The organism is Mesorhizobium sp. B3-1-8 (assembly GCF_006439495.1).
Taxonomy (GTDB): Bacteria; Pseudomonadota; Alphaproteobacteria; order Rhizobiales; family Rhizobiaceae; genus Mesorhizobium.
Window position 1 is genome coordinate 12,979 of record NZ_VFTK01000048.1, and the last position, 16,241, is coordinate 29,219.

At 63.8% G+C, this 16,241-nt stretch carries 19 protein-coding genes and 1 tRNA gene; 4 read left to right on the forward strand and 16 right to left on the reverse strand.

Going from position 1 to position 16,241, the window contains the following annotated elements; all coding sequences use genetic code 11:
* The 4 genes from FJ424_RS30115 to rsfS all read right to left on the reverse strand — a co-directional run bounded on the left by FJ424_RS30115 (position 1) and on the right by rsfS (position 2,397).
* Positions 1-1,335, reverse strand: a complete 1,335-nt coding sequence (locus FJ424_RS30115) for a murein hydrolase activator EnvC (protein WP_140659731.1) — start codon at positions 1,333-1,335, stop codon at positions 1-3.
* Positions 1,328-1,471 (reverse strand): hypothetical protein, encoded by a 144-nt coding sequence (locus tag FJ424_RS33745; protein WP_181182253.1) that lies wholly within the window; start codon positions 1,469-1,471, stop codon positions 1,328-1,330. Before FJ424_RS33745 ends, FJ424_RS30115 begins: the two co-directional genes overlap by 8 nt.
* 3 nt (positions 1,472-1,474) lie before the next feature.
* Positions 1,475-1,957: a 23S rRNA (pseudouridine(1915)-N(3))-methyltransferase RlmH gene (gene rlmH / locus FJ424_RS30120; protein WP_140659732.1), complete on the reverse strand. Its 483-nt coding sequence runs from the start codon at positions 1,955-1,957 to the stop codon at positions 1,475-1,477.
* Between the two features lie 62 nt (positions 1,958-2,019).
* Positions 2,020-2,397, reverse strand: coding sequence for a ribosome silencing factor (rsfS, locus tag FJ424_RS30125; protein ID WP_140646523.1), 378 nt, complete (start codon positions 2,395-2,397; stop codon positions 2,020-2,022).
* 240 nt (positions 2,398-2,637) lie between these two features.
* Here rsfS and FJ424_RS30130 point away from each other — a divergent pair, with 240 nt between their 5' ends.
* Complete coding sequence (locus FJ424_RS30130; protein ID WP_140659733.1) at positions 2,638-3,489, forward strand: mechanosensitive ion channel domain-containing protein; 852 nt, start codon at positions 2,638-2,640, stop codon at positions 3,487-3,489.
* A 17-nt stretch (positions 3,490-3,506) separates the two neighbouring features.
* Here the strand turns inward: FJ424_RS30130 and FJ424_RS30135 are convergent, their stop codons facing one another.
* The 6 genes from FJ424_RS30135 to obgE all read right to left on the reverse strand — a co-directional run bounded on the left by FJ424_RS30135 (position 3,507) and on the right by obgE (position 9,691).
* Positions 3,507-3,923 carry a RidA family protein gene (locus FJ424_RS30135; RefSeq protein ID WP_140646521.1) on the reverse strand — a complete coding sequence of 139 codons (417 nt, stop codon included), beginning with the start codon at positions 3,921-3,923 and terminating at the stop codon, positions 3,507-3,509.
* A gap of 51 nt (positions 3,924-3,974) precedes the next feature.
* Positions 3,975-5,267, reverse strand: a complete 1,293-nt coding sequence (locus FJ424_RS30140; RefSeq protein WP_140659740.1) for an MFS transporter — start codon at positions 5,265-5,267, stop codon at positions 3,975-3,977.
* A gap of 94 nt (positions 5,268-5,361) precedes the next feature.
* Positions 5,362-5,949, reverse strand: a complete 588-nt coding sequence (locus FJ424_RS30145) for a nicotinate-nucleotide adenylyltransferase (RefSeq protein WP_140659741.1) — start codon at positions 5,947-5,949, stop codon at positions 5,362-5,364.
* A gap of 247 nt (positions 5,950-6,196) precedes the next feature.
* On the reverse strand, positions 6,197-7,483 hold the full coding sequence (locus FJ424_RS30155; RefSeq protein WP_140659735.1) for a glutamate-5-semialdehyde dehydrogenase: 1,287 nt from the start codon (positions 7,481-7,483) through the stop codon (positions 6,197-6,199).
* A 34-nt stretch (positions 7,484-7,517) separates the two neighbouring features.
* Entirely contained in the window at positions 7,518-8,657 is a 1,140-nt protein-coding gene (gene proB, locus FJ424_RS30160; RefSeq protein ID WP_140659736.1) for a glutamate 5-kinase, read from the reverse strand.
* A gap of 5 nt (positions 8,658-8,662) precedes the next feature.
* Positions 8,663-9,691: a GTPase ObgE gene (obgE, locus tag FJ424_RS30165; protein WP_140659737.1), complete on the reverse strand. Its 1,029-nt coding sequence runs from the start codon at positions 9,689-9,691 to the stop codon at positions 8,663-8,665.
* A gap of 152 nt (positions 9,692-9,843) precedes the next feature.
* On the opposite strand from obgE, the gene FJ424_RS30170 reads away from it, so the two are divergent.
* Positions 9,844-10,707, forward strand: coding sequence for an endonuclease/exonuclease/phosphatase family protein (locus FJ424_RS30170; protein ID WP_140659738.1), 864 nt, complete (start codon positions 9,844-9,846; stop codon positions 10,705-10,707).
* 163 nt (positions 10,708-10,870) lie between these two features.
* On the opposite strand, the gene FJ424_RS30175 is transcribed toward FJ424_RS30170, so the two are convergent.
* The 3 genes from FJ424_RS30175 to FJ424_RS30185 all read right to left on the reverse strand — a co-directional run bounded on the left by FJ424_RS30175 (position 10,871) and on the right by FJ424_RS30185 (position 12,665).
* On the reverse strand, positions 10,871-11,458 hold the full coding sequence (locus tag FJ424_RS30175; protein ID WP_140646514.1) for a GNAT family protein: 588 nt from the start codon (positions 11,456-11,458) through the stop codon (positions 10,871-10,873).
* A 125-nt stretch (positions 11,459-11,583) separates the two neighbouring features.
* Positions 11,584-11,853 (reverse strand): 50S ribosomal protein L27, encoded by a 270-nt coding sequence (gene rpmA, locus FJ424_RS30180; RefSeq protein ID WP_140646513.1) that lies wholly within the window; start codon positions 11,851-11,853, stop codon positions 11,584-11,586.
* 101 nt (positions 11,854-11,954) lie between these two features.
* The gene (locus FJ424_RS30185) at positions 11,955-12,665 is read right to left on the reverse strand and encodes a 50S ribosomal protein L21 (protein WP_140659739.1); all 711 of its coding nucleotides are present in this window, start codon (positions 12,663-12,665) and stop codon (positions 11,955-11,957) included.
* Between the two features lie 326 nt (positions 12,666-12,991).
* Between FJ424_RS30185 and FJ424_RS30190 the strand changes: the two genes are divergently transcribed.
* Positions 12,992-13,081, forward strand: a tRNA-Ser gene (locus FJ424_RS30190).
* A gap of 38 nt (positions 13,082-13,119) precedes the next feature.
* On the opposite strand, the gene FJ424_RS30195 is transcribed toward FJ424_RS30190, so the two are convergent.
* Positions 13,120-14,283: an IS481 family transposase gene (locus FJ424_RS30195; RefSeq protein ID WP_140786391.1), complete on the reverse strand. Its 1,164-nt coding sequence runs from the start codon at positions 14,281-14,283 to the stop codon at positions 13,120-13,122.
* Positions 14,284-14,626: 343 nt separating this feature from the next.
* Here FJ424_RS30195 and FJ424_RS30200 point away from each other — a divergent pair, with 343 nt between their 5' ends.
* Positions 14,627-15,076 (forward strand): hypothetical protein, encoded by a 450-nt coding sequence (locus tag FJ424_RS30200; RefSeq protein ID WP_140659898.1) that lies wholly within the window; start codon positions 14,627-14,629, stop codon positions 15,074-15,076.
* Between the two features lie 73 nt (positions 15,077-15,149).
* Here the strand turns inward: FJ424_RS30200 and FJ424_RS30205 are convergent, their stop codons facing one another.
* Both FJ424_RS30205 and FJ424_RS30210 read right to left on the reverse strand, forming a co-directional pair.
* Positions 15,150-16,031, reverse strand: coding sequence for an HlyD family secretion protein (locus tag FJ424_RS30205; protein ID WP_140659897.1), 882 nt, complete (start codon positions 16,029-16,031; stop codon positions 15,150-15,152).
* Positions 16,028-16,237, reverse strand: coding sequence for a DUF1656 domain-containing protein (locus FJ424_RS30210; RefSeq protein ID WP_140659896.1), 210 nt, complete (start codon positions 16,235-16,237; stop codon positions 16,028-16,030). The genes FJ424_RS30205 and FJ424_RS30210 overlap by 4 nt, the downstream gene beginning before the upstream one ends.
* Between the last annotated feature and the right edge of the window lie 4 nt (positions 16,238-16,241).

Consider the following 16,241-nt stretch of genomic DNA (forward strand, 5'->3'; position numbering starts at 1 on the left):
TCACGTCCTTCCAGAAAATCGGTCCGCCCACCATGGGGCCGGATCGACGGGTTTTCCATCCTTGCGGAACTCGACATAGAGTTCCAGCGCCGCATTTCCATTTCGCGAGGCCGAGGTGCTTGCCACCCGGGCCTCTCCCATCGCGCCGATCGGCTCTCCTGCGAGCACCGACTGTCCGGTCGCGACGCTGATTCTGCTCATCCCCGCCAGGACGACATGATAACCGTCGCCCGCATTGAGGATCAAGAGTTGACCATAGGAGCGAAACGGCCCCGCATAAAGCACGTTTCCATCCGCCGGCGCGGTGACGATGGCTCCCGATTGTGTCGCAACCATGTCGCCCTGCATCGCCTCGCCATTGCCGTCGTCGGCGCCGAAACGCAGTTTGATCTTGCCGATGACAGGCAGCGCGATCTGGCCTTGCAATGCCGAGAACGGCGCCGATCCGGTGAGGCGATTGGCCTCCGGTACCGGCAGCGCGGCGAGCTCGGTGGTCGAGGCCGTGGTGTCATTGTCCGTCGATTTCCGCTCGCCCGCCTTGACCTGGTCCTGCCCCTTGCGCGCCTTGTCGGCTTCGAGCGAGGCGATCAGGTCCTTGAGGCTGCTCGCCTTCGCCGCCAGCTGCTGCGAATGCTGCTGTTCGGCCGCCATCGCCGTTTGGGTATCGGCCTGCAGCTTCTTCTTGGCTTCGAGCAGCATGGTGAGCCGCTTCTTCTCGGCCGTCTGGTCGGTGACGGCGGTGGTGAGTCTCGCCCGTTCTGCCTCGATCGAGGCCGTGACGCGGGTCTGCTCCTTGAGGTCGGCCATCAGCCTGTCGGTCTGCTGGCGCAATTCCGGCACCACGGCGCCGAGCAGGATGGCGCTGCGTACCGACGACAGCGCATCTTCGGGCTTGACCAGGATCGCCGGCGGCGGATTGAGCCCCATGCGCTGAAGGGCGCCCAACACCTCGGCCAGCACGTCGCGCCGCGCCATGAGCGAGGCGCGCAGTTTTCCTTGCTCGGCCTTCAGCCCTTCGAGCTTGGCGCCGATATCCTCGATATCCTGGCCGAGCTTCTGCTCCGTCATCGCCGACTGGATGAGCGCCGCGGTGATCGAGGCATAGTCCTTCCGCACCGAGGCGATGTCGGCGGCGAGCTTGCCCAGCCGCTCCGACGACAAGGTGATCTCCTTGGAAACCTGCTCGTATTCGGCCCGGCTCTGATCCGGATCGGGCGCAAGGTCGATCGAATTTTCGGCCGCCCGGACCGGCCCGAACGTGACCACGGCGGCGACAAGGGTCAAACCGCAGCGGCTGCGCCAAGCGCGCGTTCTGGAATTCCAGCCTTCAGACATCAGGCCTCGACTGTATCCGCCGCTTCGTTAACGAACCATCAACCATGTTGGAAGCGCCCAATAACCCGGTTGCCGCGCGATTGAGGCGGAAATCGCGGCGCAGGCCGGCAATCCCCAGCTTTTCGGCCGATGCCATTATTCACGATCGATGATACGGATGACCGGAAAGGATCGTGGCGATCCGGTAGAGCTGCTCGCCCAGCATCACGCGCACCAGCTGGTGCGGCCAGGTCAGCGCGCCGAACGACAGCACCAGGTCCGCCTGCTCGCGCAAGGATCTGTCATGGCCGTCGGCGCCGCCGATGGCCACGACGAGCGCCTTGCGGCCGCCGTCGCGCAACTGGCCGATGCGGGCGGCCAGGTCCTCCGAGGAGAGCGACTTGCCGCGTTCGTCGAGCAGGATGAGAACAGTGCCCGGCTGCAACTGGGCCTGCAGCCTCTGGGCTTCCTCGCGGCGGCGCTCGTCGGCGCTCTGTCCGCGGCTCTCGGGAACCTCGACAATGCCGGCAAATTCCAGCCCGACCGCGGGCCCGCTCTTTGAAAAGCGCTCGAAATAGCGGTCGGCGAGTTCTCTCTCGGGGCCGGTCTTCATCCGGCCCACGGCATGAACGGTGATCTTCATCCTCGCCCCGGCGAGCTTGTCCTAACGCGTACCGTGACGGTTCACGGCACACGGATCAAGGCTCAGTGCAAGGTCTCTTCCTCGAGATCCGGCGCCTGCCACATCTTTTCCAGATTGTAGAATTCGCGGACTTCGGGGCGGAAGACATGGACGATGATGTCGCCCGAATCGATCAGGACCCAGTCGGCGCCGGCCAGCCCCTCGACGCGCGCCGTGCCAAGGCCGGCATCCTTCAGCGCCTTGAGGAGGTGATCGGCGACAGCCGAGACATGACGGTGCGATCGGCCCGAGGCGATGACCATGTAGTCGCCGAGGCTCGATTTTCCCTGGATGTCGATTGAGACGATGTTTTCGGCCTTGGAGTCTTCCAGACTGGCAAGGACTGTGTCGATGGCGAGGGACGCGGCGTCGTTTCCGCTGATCCCTGCCGGCGAAGGCATGATGTCAGCCTTCTTCCGCAGTGCTGTTCTCAGTGTGTTTCCTTTCCCAACAAGAACAACCAAATCACCATGCAAAAGGTGACACCACATAGATAGGCAGAGTTCCATTGCAGTTTCAAGACGGGCGCGCCCTGCCCGCGCCAACGCGGCTCTGCTTGGCAGGCTCCGTCGTCCCGAAAAAACGGAACCCTTTGCGCTTTGCACAGGTTATCGGCTCACTGACCAATGGGGACTTCATCCATGCCAACCGACCCGCAAAGCGCCCTCATCACCATCCAGGCCGGGCTTGCGCAGCTGAGCACGCTGATCGTTTCCTATTCCTTCTCGGCCATCGGCGCCATAATCCTGCTCGTTGTCGGCTATTTCGTCGCTGGTGTCGCCGAGCGCTCGATCTCCGCCGGCCTCGGCCATATCCACGGCTTCGACGCGACCTTGCGTCATTTCTTCTCCAAGATCGTCCGCTACGCCATCCTGATCCTGGTCACCATCATGGTGCTCGGCCAGTTCGGGGTGCAGACCGCCTCCATCATCGCGGCAATAGGCGCAATCGGCCTGGCCATCGGGCTGGCTCTGCAAGGCACGCTGCAGAACATCGCCGCCGGCATCATGCTTCTGGCGCTCCGGCCCTTCCGCATCGGCGAATATGTCGAGGTCGGCTCGATTGCCGGCACCATCGAGGAGATCGGCCTCTTCGCCACCAAGCTGCGCTCCGTCGACGGCGTCTATGTGCTGGCGCCCAACTCGACGCTGTGGAACCAGCCGGTGCGCAATTTCACCCGCAACGGGGTGCGCCGCACCGACGTGAGCTTGAGCATCGGCTCCTGGAACGACATCGACCGCGCGCAAAAGACGCTGCTTGCCATCGCCGGCGCCGAAAAGCGCATCCGGCGCGAACCGGCGCCGATCGCCTTCGTGGCAAATCTCGGCGACACCACCGTTTCGCTCACCTTGCGCTACTGGACGTCGGCCGCCGACTATTTCTCGACCCAGACCGACATGACCAAGCGCGCCAAGCAGGCTTTCGACAGCGAAGGCATCTCGATCCCGCTGCCGCCGCCGGAAATGCCAGCGCCGGAGGCGCGCAAGCAGTAGCCTCGCAACAGCGATTTTCAATCTGCCGGCATTCTGAACCGATTTCGAGGTATCTCGGCTATTGCCGTGATTTCGATCTGCAAGTCCGGATGATAAAGTCGCACGATCTCGACGGTTGTCGTTACGGGATAGGACTCTGAAAAGAACTCCTTGCGGATGTCTCCCGACGCCATGAACCGCTCTATATCGGTCGTATACTGGGCCAGCGATACGATATCGGCCATCTCCCCACCGATGGCCGCGAGCACGGCCTTGATGTTTTCGAGGGTTTGCCGGACCTGAGCCCGCATATCGCCCTTCCCGACAATCTGCCCTTCACGGTCAAGCGAAACTTGGCCTTTTAGGTGAACGAGTTGCCCGCCCTCATGGATTTTCACCATGGAGAACGCGCCAAAAGGCTTCCACACCGCTGCGGGATTATAGCTCTTCGACATCTCTGATCTTGCTCGAATTTGGGCCAAAAAGTCGCGAAGATGCGCAGCTTGTCAATCTTTGACGTGTCGCTGCTGTTCGTCCGGCGCGAAGGCAAGCTCCACCGGCAAGGGCGTCTGCGCCGACATCGGCGCGAAACTGCCGCTTGTGGCCGCGGGCGTCGGCCGGCCGGCCATCACGCGCCACAGCACGAACAGGCAGAAGGCCGATGCGATGACGATGCCGACATAGATGAAGGTCGCGGTGCCGAAGACGGCGGAAAGCGCCGTCACGATGCCCGGCACGATGAAGCCGGCCAGCGACCAGGCAAACAGCATCGAGCTCGACAGCGCCAGAAGCTCGTCTTTGCCGGCGCGATCGGCGGCATGCGCGCTGGAGAGCGCGTAGATCGATTCCGACGCCCCATCCCAGATGAGATAGATCACCACCAGCGCCATCAGCGCGCCGCCGTCGAAGACAATGGCGAGCACGCTGGCGACGGTCGCGAGCGCCGCCGCGCCCGCCAGCACGTAGCGACGGTCGGTGCGGTCGGAAATCCAGCCGAGCGGGATCTGCAGGATCAGCGTGCCGACCGGCATCGCCGACAACAGCAGCGCCACGTCGGCCTGGCTGTAGCCCTTGGCGGTGGCATGGATCGGCGCAAAACCGGAAACGATCATCGACAGGCCGCCGACCGCCAGCATGCCGGCGACGCCGACCGGCGAGATCCGCCAGGCGCGGCGAAGCGCCACCGACGCGGCCTGCGGCGCCGGCGGCTGGGCAAGCCGCGTCATGCCGACCGGCAGGATGGAAAGCGCGGTGAAGGTGATGCCGATCAGCGCGGCGGCGGCTGTATGGATGTCGATCGCGGCGAGCGTCGCATAGCCAACGCCCAATCCGCCAATATAGGCGACGTAGAACACCGCCATGATCCGGCCGCGGATCGAATTCGGCAAGGCGTCGTTCAGCCAGCTCTGGGCGACGATGAACAGCCCGCAAATGGCGAAGCCGTAGAGCGCCCGGGCCGCGATCCAGAGCAACGGGATCGGCCCGGCGCCGATCGCGGCATTGGAAAGCGCGATCAGCGCCGAAAGCACCATGAAGGCGCGGGCGTGGCCCACTCGCTTGACGAGCGGCCCGGTCAGGATGCAGCCGGCAAGCCCGCCGGCCGAAAGCCCGGTGACGATCAGCCCTGCCCAGGTCGGGTCGAAAGCGTCGGCGCCGAGCCGCACCGGGATATAGGCGAACATCAGCCCGTTGCCGATCGCGATCAGCGCCATCGACACGATGACGCTGGCAATGGCGATCAGTGGCGCCGATCGCGCGGCGCGGCTGGGATCGTTCGCGGATTGATTCTGCTTCAGCATGTCCACGCAAGCTTGGCCTACGAACAGGCAAAAAGCCGCCGCAAAAGCGACATGGCCGGACTTACCTTCTCCCCCTGCGCGAGAAGGAGGGCGCTTACCCCCTTGCCGCCTTGCGGATCGCGGTGGAGGACAGCAAGGAGCGCGGGCCGTGGATGAAAGTCCAGGCCGGCGCCGGCATGCGGGCAAGCAGCGGCGCGTCGCCCTCGTCGACGCGGGCATAGTCGAAGGTCTTGGCGACCACCGACGACAGGAAGGAGAGCGTGGCGCCCGGGCGATCGATGACCGCGATCGGGAAAGTCAGCACGATCTCGCGCCAGCGCTGCCAGCGGTGGAAGTCGCGCAAGCTATCCGCGCCCATGATCCAGACGAAATCGACGCCCGGGTTGCGCGCCTTGACCAGCGCAAGCGTGTCGGCGGTGTAGCGCACGTGCTGCGCCGCCTCGAAGGCGGTGACCTTGATCCTCGGGTTCCTGGCGATCTTTTCGGACAGCTCGATGCGCTCGGCGAGCGGCGCCAGTTCCCGCGCGCTCTTCAGCGGATTGCCGGGCGTCACCATCCACCACAGCTGGTCGAGCGCGAGCCTTCTCAGCGCGATCTCGGCGACCAGCGCGTGACCGGCATGCGGCGGGTTGAACGAACCGCCGAACAGACCGACGGTCAGCCCCTTGGCGGCGTGCGGCATGCGGAGGTAGCGGGCGGGGACGATGGGCTGAAGGGACGAAAGCATGGTGCTAGGCCCCCCTCTCTGGCCTGCCGGCCATCTCCCCCTCAAGGGGGGAGATCAGATGTTGCCTATGCTTTCGCCAATCGCCGGCGTTGCAAGCCGAGTGCCGGCGCCGAAGCTGCCAATCTCCCCACTTGAGGGGGAGATGGCCGGCAGGCCAGAGGGGGGGGCCTTGGCGCAAAGGCTCAAGCTCTAGCGGCAAGCGTCAAGGCCTCACCTGTCCAGACCCGCGCACGCGGTATTTGAATGAGGTGAGCTGCTCGACGCCGACCGGCCCGCGCGCGTGCATCTTGCCGGTGGCGATGCCGATCTCGGCGCCCATGCCGAACTCGCCACCATCGGCGAACTGCGTCGAGGCGTTGTGCAGAAGGATCGCCGAGTCGATCTCGTTGAAGAATTTCTCGACCGCCTGCGCATCCTCGGCGACGATCGCCTCGGTGTGGTGCGACGAGAAGGTCTCGATATGCTCGATCCCGCCGGCGACATCGTCGACCAGCTTCACCGCGATGATGGCGTCGAGATATTCCGTCACCCAGTCCGCATCGGTCGCCGGGCTGGCGTCGGCAAAGGCTTTCATTACCTCGGCATCGGCGTGGATTTCGCAGCCGGCGGCGCGCAGCGCTTCGAGGATCGGCACCAGATGCGTGGAGGCCACCGCGCGGTCGACCAGCAAGGTCTCGGCGGCGCCGCAGACGCCGGTGCGCCGCATCTTGGCGTTGACGGCGATCTTCACCGCCATGTCGAGCTTGGCCGAGCGGTCGATATAAAGATGGCAGATGCCTTCCAGATGCGCGAAGACCGGCACCCGCGCCTCGTTCTGCACGCGTCCGACCAGGCTTTTGCCGCCGCGTGGGATGATGACGTCGAGATTGCCGCTCAAGCCTTTGAGCATCTCGCCGACGGCGGCGCGGTCGGTGGTCGGCACCAACTGGATGGCATCCTGCGGCAGGCCGGCGGCCTTCAGCCCTTCGACCATGCAGGCATGGATCGCCGACGACGAATTGTTCGAATCCGAGCCGCCGCGCAGGATCACCGGATTGCCCGCCTTGAGGCAAAGCGCGCCGGCGTCCGCCGTCACGTTGGGGCGGCTTTCGTAAATGACGCCGATGACGCCGAGCGGCGTGCGCACGCGCTCGATGTGAAGGCCATTCGGCCGATCCCATTCGGCGATGATGTCGCCGACCGGATCCTTGAGCGCGGCGATCTCGCTTATGCCGTCGGCCATCGCCTCGATGCGCGAGGGGGTGAGCTTCAGGCGGTCCATGAAGGAGCCCGACAGCCCGGCCTGCTCGCCATTCGACATGTCGATGGCGTTGGCGTCGAGGATCACCTGCTCGTTGCGCAGGATGGCATCGGCCATGGCGACGAGCGCGGCATTCTTGGCCTTGGTGGAAGCGATGGCCAACGGTCGCACGGCGGCGCGGGCGCGGCGGCCGATATCGGCCATCAGCGCCACGGTGTCTTCGCCGGATTTTTCATGCAGCTTCAGCATGGTTCATCCCTCCGCTTGGTCGTCGGCCGATGCTCTAGTCGTCGGCCAATACTTGGTCGCCGGCAAGGCTTACCACAAGATCGTCGCGATGGATCATCGCCGAGCGCGCCTCGTAGCCGAGCACGTTTTCGATCTCGGCCGTCTTCAAGCCCGCGATCCTTACGGCATCGGCGGCATCATAGGCAACAAGGCCGCGCGCGATCTCGCGGCCCTCGGGCGACAGGATCGCCACCGTGTCGCCGCGCGAGAAATTGCCGCTGACCAGTTTAACGCCCGCCGGCAGCAGCGACTTACCCGATTTGAGCGCGCCGATGGCGCCCGCATCGACCGTGAGCCGGCCTGCCGGCTCGAGCTGCCCGGCGATCCAGGTCTTGTAACCCTTCACCGGATTGGCGCTCGGCTTGAAGAAGGTCGCGCGCTCGCCGCGCTCGATCGCCATCAGCGGCGACAGCCTGGTGCCCGAAGTGATGATCATGGCGGTGCCGGCGGCGTTGGCGATCTTGCCGGCGTCGAGTTTCGTGCGCATGCCGCCGCGCGATAGCTCGGATGCGGCCACGCCCGCCATCGCCTCGATGTCCGGCGTGATGCGGTCGACCACGGGGATGAATTTTGCTTGCGGATCCTTAGCCGGCGGCGCCGTGTAGAGCCCGTCGATATCGGAAAGCAGCACCAAGAGATCGGCGCCCATCATCGTCGCCACTCGGGCCGCCAGCCGGTCGTTGTCGCCGTAGCGGATTTCCGACGTCGCCACCGTGTCGTTCTCGTTGATGACCGGCACCGCCTTCATCTTGAGCAGGGTCGAGATCGTCGCGCGCGCGTTGAGGTAGCGGCGGCGTTCTTCAGTGTCGCCAAGCGTCAAGAGGATCTGGCCCGACTTCAGCCCGTCCTTGCCGAGCGCGTCCGACCAGGCGCCGGCAAGCGCGATCTGGCCGACCGCGGCGGCGGCCTGACTCTCCTCGAGCTTCAACGCGCGTTTGCCGAGGCCGAGAATGGTGCGGCCAAGCGCAATGGCTCCTGAGGATACGACAAGCACTTCCGCGCCGGTATTGGCAAGCGCCGCAATGTCGTCGGCAAGCGAGGTCAGCCAGTCGCGCTTCAGGCCGGTCGCGCGGTCGACGAGCAGCGCCGACCCGATTTTCACGGTGATGCGCCGGTATGATTTCAGCGATTTCATGGGTCTTATCGCCAGCGCGTGTCGACAGGAGCCGGAACGGCATCGCGCGCTTCCGCGACCACCGCCATCAGCGCGCGCAGCACCGCCTCGACGCCTTCGCCGGTGACGGCCGAGACAAGCAGCGGCGCGCGGCCGGCGGCGCGCTTCAGCGAGGCGGCCTTCTTCTTGCGCTGATCCGCGTCGAGGATATCGATCTGGCTGAGCGCGACGATCTCGACCTTGTCGGTCAGCCCATGGCCATAGGCATCGAGCTCCGCACGCACGGTCTTGTAGGCCTTGCCGGGATTTTCCTCCTGCGCCGAGACCAGGTGAAGCAATACGCGCGTGCGCTCGACATGGCCGAGGAAACGGTCGCCGATGCCGACCCCTTCATGCGCGCCCTCGATCAACCCGGGAATATCCGCCAGCACGAATTCGCGGCCGTCGATGCGGGCGACGCCGAGGCCGGGATAGAGCGTGGTGAATGGATAGTCGGCGATCTTCGGCTTGGCGGCGGTGACGGCGGCAAGGAAGGTCGATTTGCCGGCATTGGGCATGCCCACCAGGCCGGCGTCGGCAATCAGCTTGAGCCGCAGCCAGATGCTCAGCTCCTCTCCGGGCAAGCCGGGATTGGCGCGCCGTGGCGCCTGATTGGTCGAGGTCTTGAAATGCTGGTTGCCGAAGCCGCCATTGCCGCCCTTGGCGAGCAGGAAGCGCTGGCCGACGATCGTCAGGTCGCAGATCAGCGTTTCATTGTCCTCCGCAAAGACCTGCGTGCCCGCCGGCACTTTCAGCGTCACGTCGGCGCCCTTGGCGCCCGTCATATTGCGGCCCATGCCGTGCATGCCGGTCTTGGCCTTGAAATGCTGCTGGTAGCGATAGTCGATCAGCGTGTTCAGCCCGTCGACCGCTTCCATCCAGACATCGCCGCCGCGGCCGCCGTCGCCACCGTCCGGTCCGCCGAACTCGATGAATTTTTCACGCCGGAACGACACCGATCCGGCGCCGCCATCGCCGGAGCGGATGTAAACCTTTGCCTGGTCGAGGAATTTCATCTGCGTTTCAAGTTTCTGCTGGTGGCCTTGCGGGATTGCTCTAAACCAAGGCGGGACGAAGGGCGAGGCTGTTTTGCGACTAAAGCGCCTGATGCTCTTTTGCAAAGGACGCAGTAGCACTGTTCGCGAGCCAGGGTTGGGGAAATGCTCGAATGAAGGTCGTCACCTACAACATCCAGTTCGGCATCGGCCTCGACGGCAAATACGACCTTGGCCGCATCGCCGATGCGGTACGCGGTGCCGACGTGATCGCGCTGCAGGAGGTGACCCGCAACAATCCGCGCAACGGCGATCGCGACATGGTGGCCGAGATCGGCGAGGCGCTGCCCGATTATTTTGCCGCCTATGGCAGCAATTTCGAGGTCAATATCGGCTCGCGCCTGGAGAACGGCCGCGCCGTCTCGACGTCCTTCCAGCTCGGCAACATGGTGCTGTCGAAGACGCCCATCCATCTGTCGCGCAATCTCCTTTTGCCGCGCAGCCGCAGCCTCGAGACCATGAACTTCCAGCGCGGCGCGCTCGAGGCGCTGATCGAGACGCCGCTCGGCTTCATCCGTTTCTATTCCACCCATCTCGACCACCGCAGCCCGGTCGAGCGCCAGGGCCAGATCCGTTTCCTGCGCCAGCGCCTCTTGAACTATGCGCTGGAAGGCGGCGGCCTGTCGGGCATTCCCGAGATCGGCCTGCCGGACCTGCCCTATCCGGAAGCCTTCATCGTCATGGGCGACTTCAACATGCTGCCGGGCTCGCCGGAATATATCGAACTCGCCGGCCGGCCGGACCATGAGTTCGGCATGCCGCTGACCGCCGATCTCGCCGTCGACGTCGCCCAGCGCCTGGCCGTCGCCGACCTCGTCACCTGGGTCGACCCCGACCGCCCTGGCGACAAAAGCCGCCACAAATGCATCGACTATGTCTTCACCAGCGCCTCGTTGGCCAAGTCGCTGCAGCGCCTGTGGTCCGTCCGGGAAGCCGTCGGCTCCGATCATTTGCCGCTCTGGGCCGAACTGGGCTGAGTCGCCTTCGAGCGCCGACGCCTAGGCGTGTTGCTATTCAGGTCAGGCCGAGCCGAAAATGATGGCTACCGAGAACCGGAGCGGAGCGTACTTAAAGTACGTGAGCACCGGAAGCGCAGGAAGCCGGCATTTGCAGGCCGGCCTCACCTGAATTTCAATATGCCTAGAAGTGGACCCAGTTGCGCAGACTGGTCCACGTCTTCCTGTCGAGCCGGTAGCGCTCGACCGGCACCTGGCCGGCGACGATCGAGTTCAGCATGCCCTGGCCGGCATACTGGAAGCCGCATTTGTGGATGACCCGGCGCGAGGCCGGATTGATCACCCGGGTCGAGGCATGCAGCACCTGGATCGAAGTGTTCTGGAACGCGAGGTCGACCAGCGCATGCGCGGCCTCCGTCGCATAACCGCGCTTCCAGTAGGGTTCGCCAATCCAGTAGCCGAGCTCCAGTCCGCGATCGGTGGTGTTCAAGCCCGCGCAGCCGACGAAGGTGCCGGTGCCGGCAAGGGTGAGCGCATAGACGATGCCGGCGCGGCGCGACGCCGCCATGGCAAGGAAGGTGCGGCCCTCGGCTTCGCCGTAGGGATGCGGCATGCGGGCCAGCATTTCGGCGACATGCCGGTTGTCGGCAAGCGTGACGAGTTGCTCGAGATCGCTCTCGCGCGGGGCGCGCATGACCAGCCGCTCGGTGGCCAGCACCGGGCAATCGATCGCGTAACTTTCGTCTTCGGTATCTTCCGCTTCGGCAACCATTTAGTCCTCCAGGGCAAAGAAAAATGAAAAAGGAGAGAGGGCAAGCCCATCTCTCCTGATCCTTTTCCTGGCCTGGCCAGACACCGGTTCCCGAGATGGGCGCCGGTGTTATGGTGCGGAACCGGCTACTCCGCTGCTTTGGTAATCGGGTTCACCGATACGTAGGTTCGGCCGTTGGCTTTTTTGTTGAAGGTGACTGCGCCGGCGTCGAGCGCAAAAAGGGTGTGGTCCGTGCCCATGCCAACATTGGTGCCCGGATGCCAGGTCGTGCCGCGTTGGCGGATGATGATGTTGCCGGCGACGACGGCTTCGCCGCCGAACTTCTTCACGCCGAGACGCTTGGAGTGCGAATCGCGACCATTGCGCGACGAACCGCCAGCTTTCTTGTGTGCCATTTGACTAACTCCGATGCGCCCCTGAGGCGCTTGAATGGTCTTATGAACGCGTTCGCGTTCCGTTTCAAGTCCCGTACCGGCGACGATCGTCGCCGGAAGAATTACTTCTTCGCCAGTTCCTTGGCCTGCTCGCGCCAGTCCTTGATCTGGTCGGCGCTGAACGGCATGTGCTCGTCGATCTTGGCGACATCCTTGTCGGAGAGCTTGGCGAGCTGCGCGAAGGTGACGATGCCCTGCTCGGCGAGGTCCTTCGCCGCGACCGGGCCGATGCCCTTGATCACGGTGAGGTCGTCCGGCTCGCCCTTCGGCGCCTTGAACAGCGGCGCGGCGGCGGTCTCGGCCTTAGCCTCTTCCTTCGGAGCGGCCTCTGCCTTGGGTTCCTTCTTGGCCTTCGGCTCCTTCGGAGCGGCTTCGGCCTTCGCCTCGGCGGCGACTTCCGCCTTGGCTTCGGGGGCCTTTGCCTCTGCCTTGGCGGCGGCCTTCTTCGACGGCTTGGCGCCGCCGAGCAGGATCTCGGCGATCCTGACGGTGGTCAGAAGCTGGCGGTGGCCGATCTTGCGGCGGGAATTCTGGCGGCGGCGCTTCTTGAAAGCAATGACGGTGCGGTTCTTGCCCTGCTCGACGACTTCCGCCGTGACCAGAGCGCCATCGACGAACGGCGCGCCGAACGTGACATTCTCGCCCTCGCCATGCGCGAGCACATTGCCGATCTCGACGATATCGCCGACCTTGGCTTCGAGTTTCTCGATCTTCAGGAGATCGTTGGCGGCGACGCGATACTGCTTGCCGCCCGTTTTGATGACTGCGAACATTTTTTGCCTTTCGCTGTTCGGTCGGCCTCGATGAACCGCGTCAGGCAGTTCGGCCGTCTTTTTGTCAGTCTGCGGGTTCAAAAAACAAGCGGCGCGGAAGAGCCTCCACGCCGAATGCGGGCTGTCCCTAACCGAAGGTTGCGCCAGAGTCAAGGCAAGCGGCCTTGTTCCGAGAAGGCCGTGAGCGGCGTTGCCGGCAAATATCGGTCCGCCCCGCCGCCGTCGCTTTTCGCGGAAGCTGGAATTCGCTCGAATAGGGCCTTGTAACTCCAGCAGTCAGCCGTTATCTAGTGCGCCGCGCCGGCAACGGCCGACCATGACCTCGCGGAGAGGTGGCAGAGTGGTCGAATGCACCGCACTCGAAATGCGGCATACTCGCAAGGGTATCGGGGGTTCGAATCCCTCCCTCTCCGCCATCCTGCTTCGGGTCCGTTCCGGACACATGGGTTACGGTTTATACCGGAGACATGGGTAACACTTTTGGCCCGAAGGGGTTTTGGAGTGGTTCGAGCCTGCATGTCTCATCATCGAAGTATCCCAAATCATAGTCCATGAAGCTGGTCAGCCAGATATGGTCCTCGACCTGTTTGATGCCGACGGTCTGGCCGGCAAAGACGAGGCTGAGGTTGATCTTCCTGTGATTGTAACAGATGCGGCCGCAGGTGGTGACGGTGACGGCCTTGTCGTGAAACGGATAGTCGAGATCTGGCAGGCCGGCATAGGGCCGCGTTGAAGGTTGATAGCGCTCGGCTGGACAGTCCATGTCGAGCGCCTGATGCGGGCGTTCTGAATTGAACTCATCGATGAAGTCATCGAATCTGGCCTGCTGCTGAAGAAAGTTGGCGCCAGCCGGTTTGGTGGTTTCCTTCTTCAGGGTGAGGTGCATCCGCTCATGGCGCCCGTTCTGCTGCGGGCAGCCCGGTTTGATGCGCTCGATGTCGATGCCCAGGCGTAGCCACCAGACCGACAGCTTGCTGAGGTTGAACAGCGCATTGGGGCTGGCAAAGGGAACGCCATTGTCGGTCCTGATCGCACTGGGCAGGCCGAACTCCTTGAAAACGCTTTCGAACACGGTGAAGGCATAGGCCTCCTTGGTGGTCGACAGCGCCTCGCAGGCGATGAGATACCGGCTGGCGAAGTCGGTGATCGTCAGCGGATAGCAATAGCGCCGATCGGCGAGCATGAACTCGCCCTTGTAGTCGGCACACCAAAGATCGTTGGGGCGATAGCCGTTTGAAAGCGGTGTCCCCGTCGCCCTGTTGCGCCTTCGCTTGCGATGCTCGACCATGCCGTGCCGGTCCAGAACCGCATGCACCGTCGAGATCGCGGGCCGGTGCACATCCGGGTACAGCCTGGCCAACCGCTCGCGTATCTTCGGCGCACCCCATGTCGGCTTGTCCTGCTTCAGACGCACAATCAGCTTCTCGATTTGAAACGGAAGCTGATTGGCATGGCGGTAGGGCCGACGCGACCGATCCGTCAGCCCTTCAAGGCCGCTGTCGTTGTAGCGCGTGAGGATCTTGTAGCCGGTCTTGCGCGAAATATCGAACTCACGGCAAAGCACGGCCATCTTCTCGCCGTCCAGCAGCCGGGCGACGAACTTCAGCCGCTCTTCCATGACGTTACACTCCTTCCAAGGCACCTTGCTCTCCTCGCAAAGGGCCGAAAGTGTAACCCATCTATCCGGAATGAACTGTCACCCATCTCTCGGGAAGGGCATCGCTCTCCGAGCTTCGCGGGATCAGCGCAGTCTTCCGCGCGAAGCAGGATGCCCTCAGAAGCTTTAGCGAAGGAGGGCGGCCCGGGAGCTGCCTACATTTCCTCTCCGCGCTACATCGGCCTCGCGAATGAAATTTCGCAGCCTTCACGTGACAAAAATCCGACCTTGATCGATAGTAATATGATCTCGGGGGTCATTGCGCACAGGACCATTCGACATGCGCTCGGGGCGAAATCTAAGAATGTCCGATCGCGGTTTCACAACAGGGGACAAGATGATCGCGCGAACAATCGCGGTTGCCCTTGCAATTGCGTTTTCCCTCTCACCGTCGCATGCGCAACCGCAGCATCGTCTACCAAGTGGCTATAAATGGGGCCGCTGCCTGCTTGTCGTTCATGGTCAGACCCGCATCTCCGGAAGATGCTCCTATCAGATCGAGCAGGGCGGCGATTTCAACATCCAGGGACCTCATCAGGTCTTTGCGGGTATCGACTATCCCGACACGCATAGCGGGGCCGGTGAAATGTCCAAGGATTACTGGGCCGTTGTCTACAAGGACGGCGATCTTTGGGCGGGCTATGCGAACGGGGATATTCGCGACACGCACGGCGACGGAAAAGATTGGGGAGAGCTTCACCGCGAAGGCGCCTGCTACGTTGGAAATGACGTCCGGGTGTGCCTTTGGCGTTAGCCGGCTCAAGCAGATCGATTGGCGGTAAGCTGGTCGCAGCCACAGCTTGGTGAGTGACCCGATCGTCGGGTTTTCAGTCGGCGGCCGCCCGGTCGATGGTCACTGTCGCGGAGGTTCCGACGACCAGCCTCGCCTTGGTGGCGGCGTCGCCGTCGAGCACGATATGCACCGGAACGCGCTGCGCCAGCCGCACCCAGGTGAAGGTCGGGTTGATGTCCGCCAGCAGCGTCCCTGAGGTGCGCTCGCGGTCCTCGATGCCGGCGGCTATGCTTCCGACGTGGCCCGAAAGCGACGACTTCCATCCCATCGGCCTGATCGACGCACTGGCGCCGACCTCGATGCGCGGCAGTTTCGTCTCCTCGAAATAGCCGTCGATGCGGACCGTGTCGGTGTCGACCAGCGCCATCGTGGCCGCGCCCGTCGTGACATAGTCGCCAGGGCGAAGGCTGAGATTGGTGATGATGCCGTTGACCGGCGCCCTGACTTCCGCGCGGTCGAGGTTGAGCTGCGCCAGATCGCGCGCAGCACTTGCCTGCAGGCTTTCCGACTCCGCCTCGGCCACGCTCGATTGCGCCTCCTCGATCTGCTGGACGCTGACCGCCGAGGCTGTCAGGCGTTTCAGACGTTCCAGGTTTCTCCTCGCCTGGTCGAGCGTCGCCTGTCGGCCCTCGACCACCGCCTGCGCCTGCGCAAGGGCGACGGCAAAGCGCTGGCGGTCGACCTGGAACAGCACGTCGCCCTTCCTGACCGCCTGGTTGTCCTTGACCAGCACCTCGGCCACGAGACCTGAAACATCGGGCGTGACGCCGACGACATCGGCGCGCACATGCGCGTCGCGCGTCCATGGGGCATTCATGTTGTCGTCCCACAGCTTCCAGGCGGCGACGCAGGCGACGGCGACGACGGCGGCCGTGACGAGGACCCTGCCGGTCAGTCGAAGAAGACGGTATTTCATGAGAACAGCCGATTTGAGAGCGAGGACATTGCCCCGAGGATGAGGATGTACAGCGCGAGGTTGAAAAGCGCCCGGTGCCAGACGAGCGAATAGAGGCCTGTCCATGACAGGATCTGCCAGACGACCCGCGCCACGACGAAGGCCGCCAGCATCGTGACCAGAAGCCCCGGCAGGTAGACACCGCCAATGCTGATATCGTTCTGCATGTAA

Coding starts and splice junctions, on each gene's coding strand:
- rpmA (WP_140646513.1), bottom strand. CDS start 11,853: ATGGCACACAAGAAAGCTGGCGGTTCGTCGCGCAATGGTCGCGATTCG.
- FJ424_RS30140 (WP_140659740.1), bottom strand. CDS start 5,267: ATGCTGAAGCAGAATCAATCCGCGAACGATCCCAGCCGCGCCGCGCGA.
- FJ424_RS30130 (WP_140659733.1), top strand. CDS start 2,638: ATGCCAACCGACCCGCAAAGCGCCCTCATCACCATCCAGGCCGGGCTT.
- FJ424_RS30200 (WP_140659898.1), top strand. CDS start 14,627: ATGTCCGATCGCGGTTTCACAACAGGGGACAAGATGATCGCGCGAACA.
- FJ424_RS30195 (WP_140786391.1), bottom strand. CDS start 14,283: ATGGAAGAGCGGCTGAAGTTCGTCGCCCGGCTGCTGGACGGCGAGAAG.
- FJ424_RS30210 (WP_140659896.1), bottom strand. CDS start 16,237: ATGCAGAACGATATCAGCATTGGCGGTGTCTACCTGCCGGGGCTTCTG.
- FJ424_RS30170 (WP_140659738.1), top strand. CDS start 9,844: ATGAAGGTCGTCACCTACAACATCCAGTTCGGCATCGGCCTCGACGGC.
- proB (WP_140659736.1), bottom strand. CDS start 8,657: ATGAAATCGCTGAAATCATACCGGCGCATCACCGTGAAAATCGGGTCG.
- FJ424_RS30205 (WP_140659897.1), bottom strand. CDS start 16,031: ATGAAATACCGTCTTCTTCGACTGACCGGCAGGGTCCTCGTCACGGCC.
- rsfS (WP_140646523.1), bottom strand. CDS start 2,397: ATGCCTTCGCCGGCAGGGATCAGCGGAAACGACGCCGCGTCCCTCGCC.
- FJ424_RS30145 (WP_140659741.1), bottom strand. CDS start 5,949: ATGCCGCACGCCGCCAAGGGGCTGACCGTCGGTCTGTTCGGCGGTTCG.
- FJ424_RS30175 (WP_140646514.1), bottom strand. CDS start 11,458: ATGGTTGCCGAAGCGGAAGATACCGAAGACGAAAGTTACGCGATCGAT.
- FJ424_RS30185 (WP_140659739.1), bottom strand. CDS start 12,665: ATGTTCGCAGTCATCAAAACGGGCGGCAAGCAGTATCGCGTCGCCGCC.
- FJ424_RS30155 (WP_140659735.1), bottom strand. CDS start 7,483: ATGCTGAAGCTGCATGAAAAATCCGGCGAAGACACCGTGGCGCTGATG.
- FJ424_RS33745 (WP_181182253.1), bottom strand. CDS start 1,471: ATGGCATCGGCCGAAAAGCTGGGGATTGCCGGCCTGCGCCGCGATTTC.
- rlmH (WP_140659732.1), bottom strand. CDS start 1,957: ATGAAGATCACCGTTCATGCCGTGGGCCGGATGAAGACCGGCCCCGAG.
- FJ424_RS30115 (WP_140659731.1), bottom strand. CDS start 1,335: ATGTCTGAAGGCTGGAATTCCAGAACGCGCGCTTGGCGCAGCCGCTGC.
- obgE (WP_140659737.1), bottom strand. CDS start 9,691: ATGAAATTCCTCGACCAGGCAAAGGTTTACATCCGCTCCGGCGATGGC.
- FJ424_RS30135 (WP_140646521.1), bottom strand. CDS start 3,923: ATGTCGAAGAGCTATAATCCCGCAGCGGTGTGGAAGCCTTTTGGCGCG.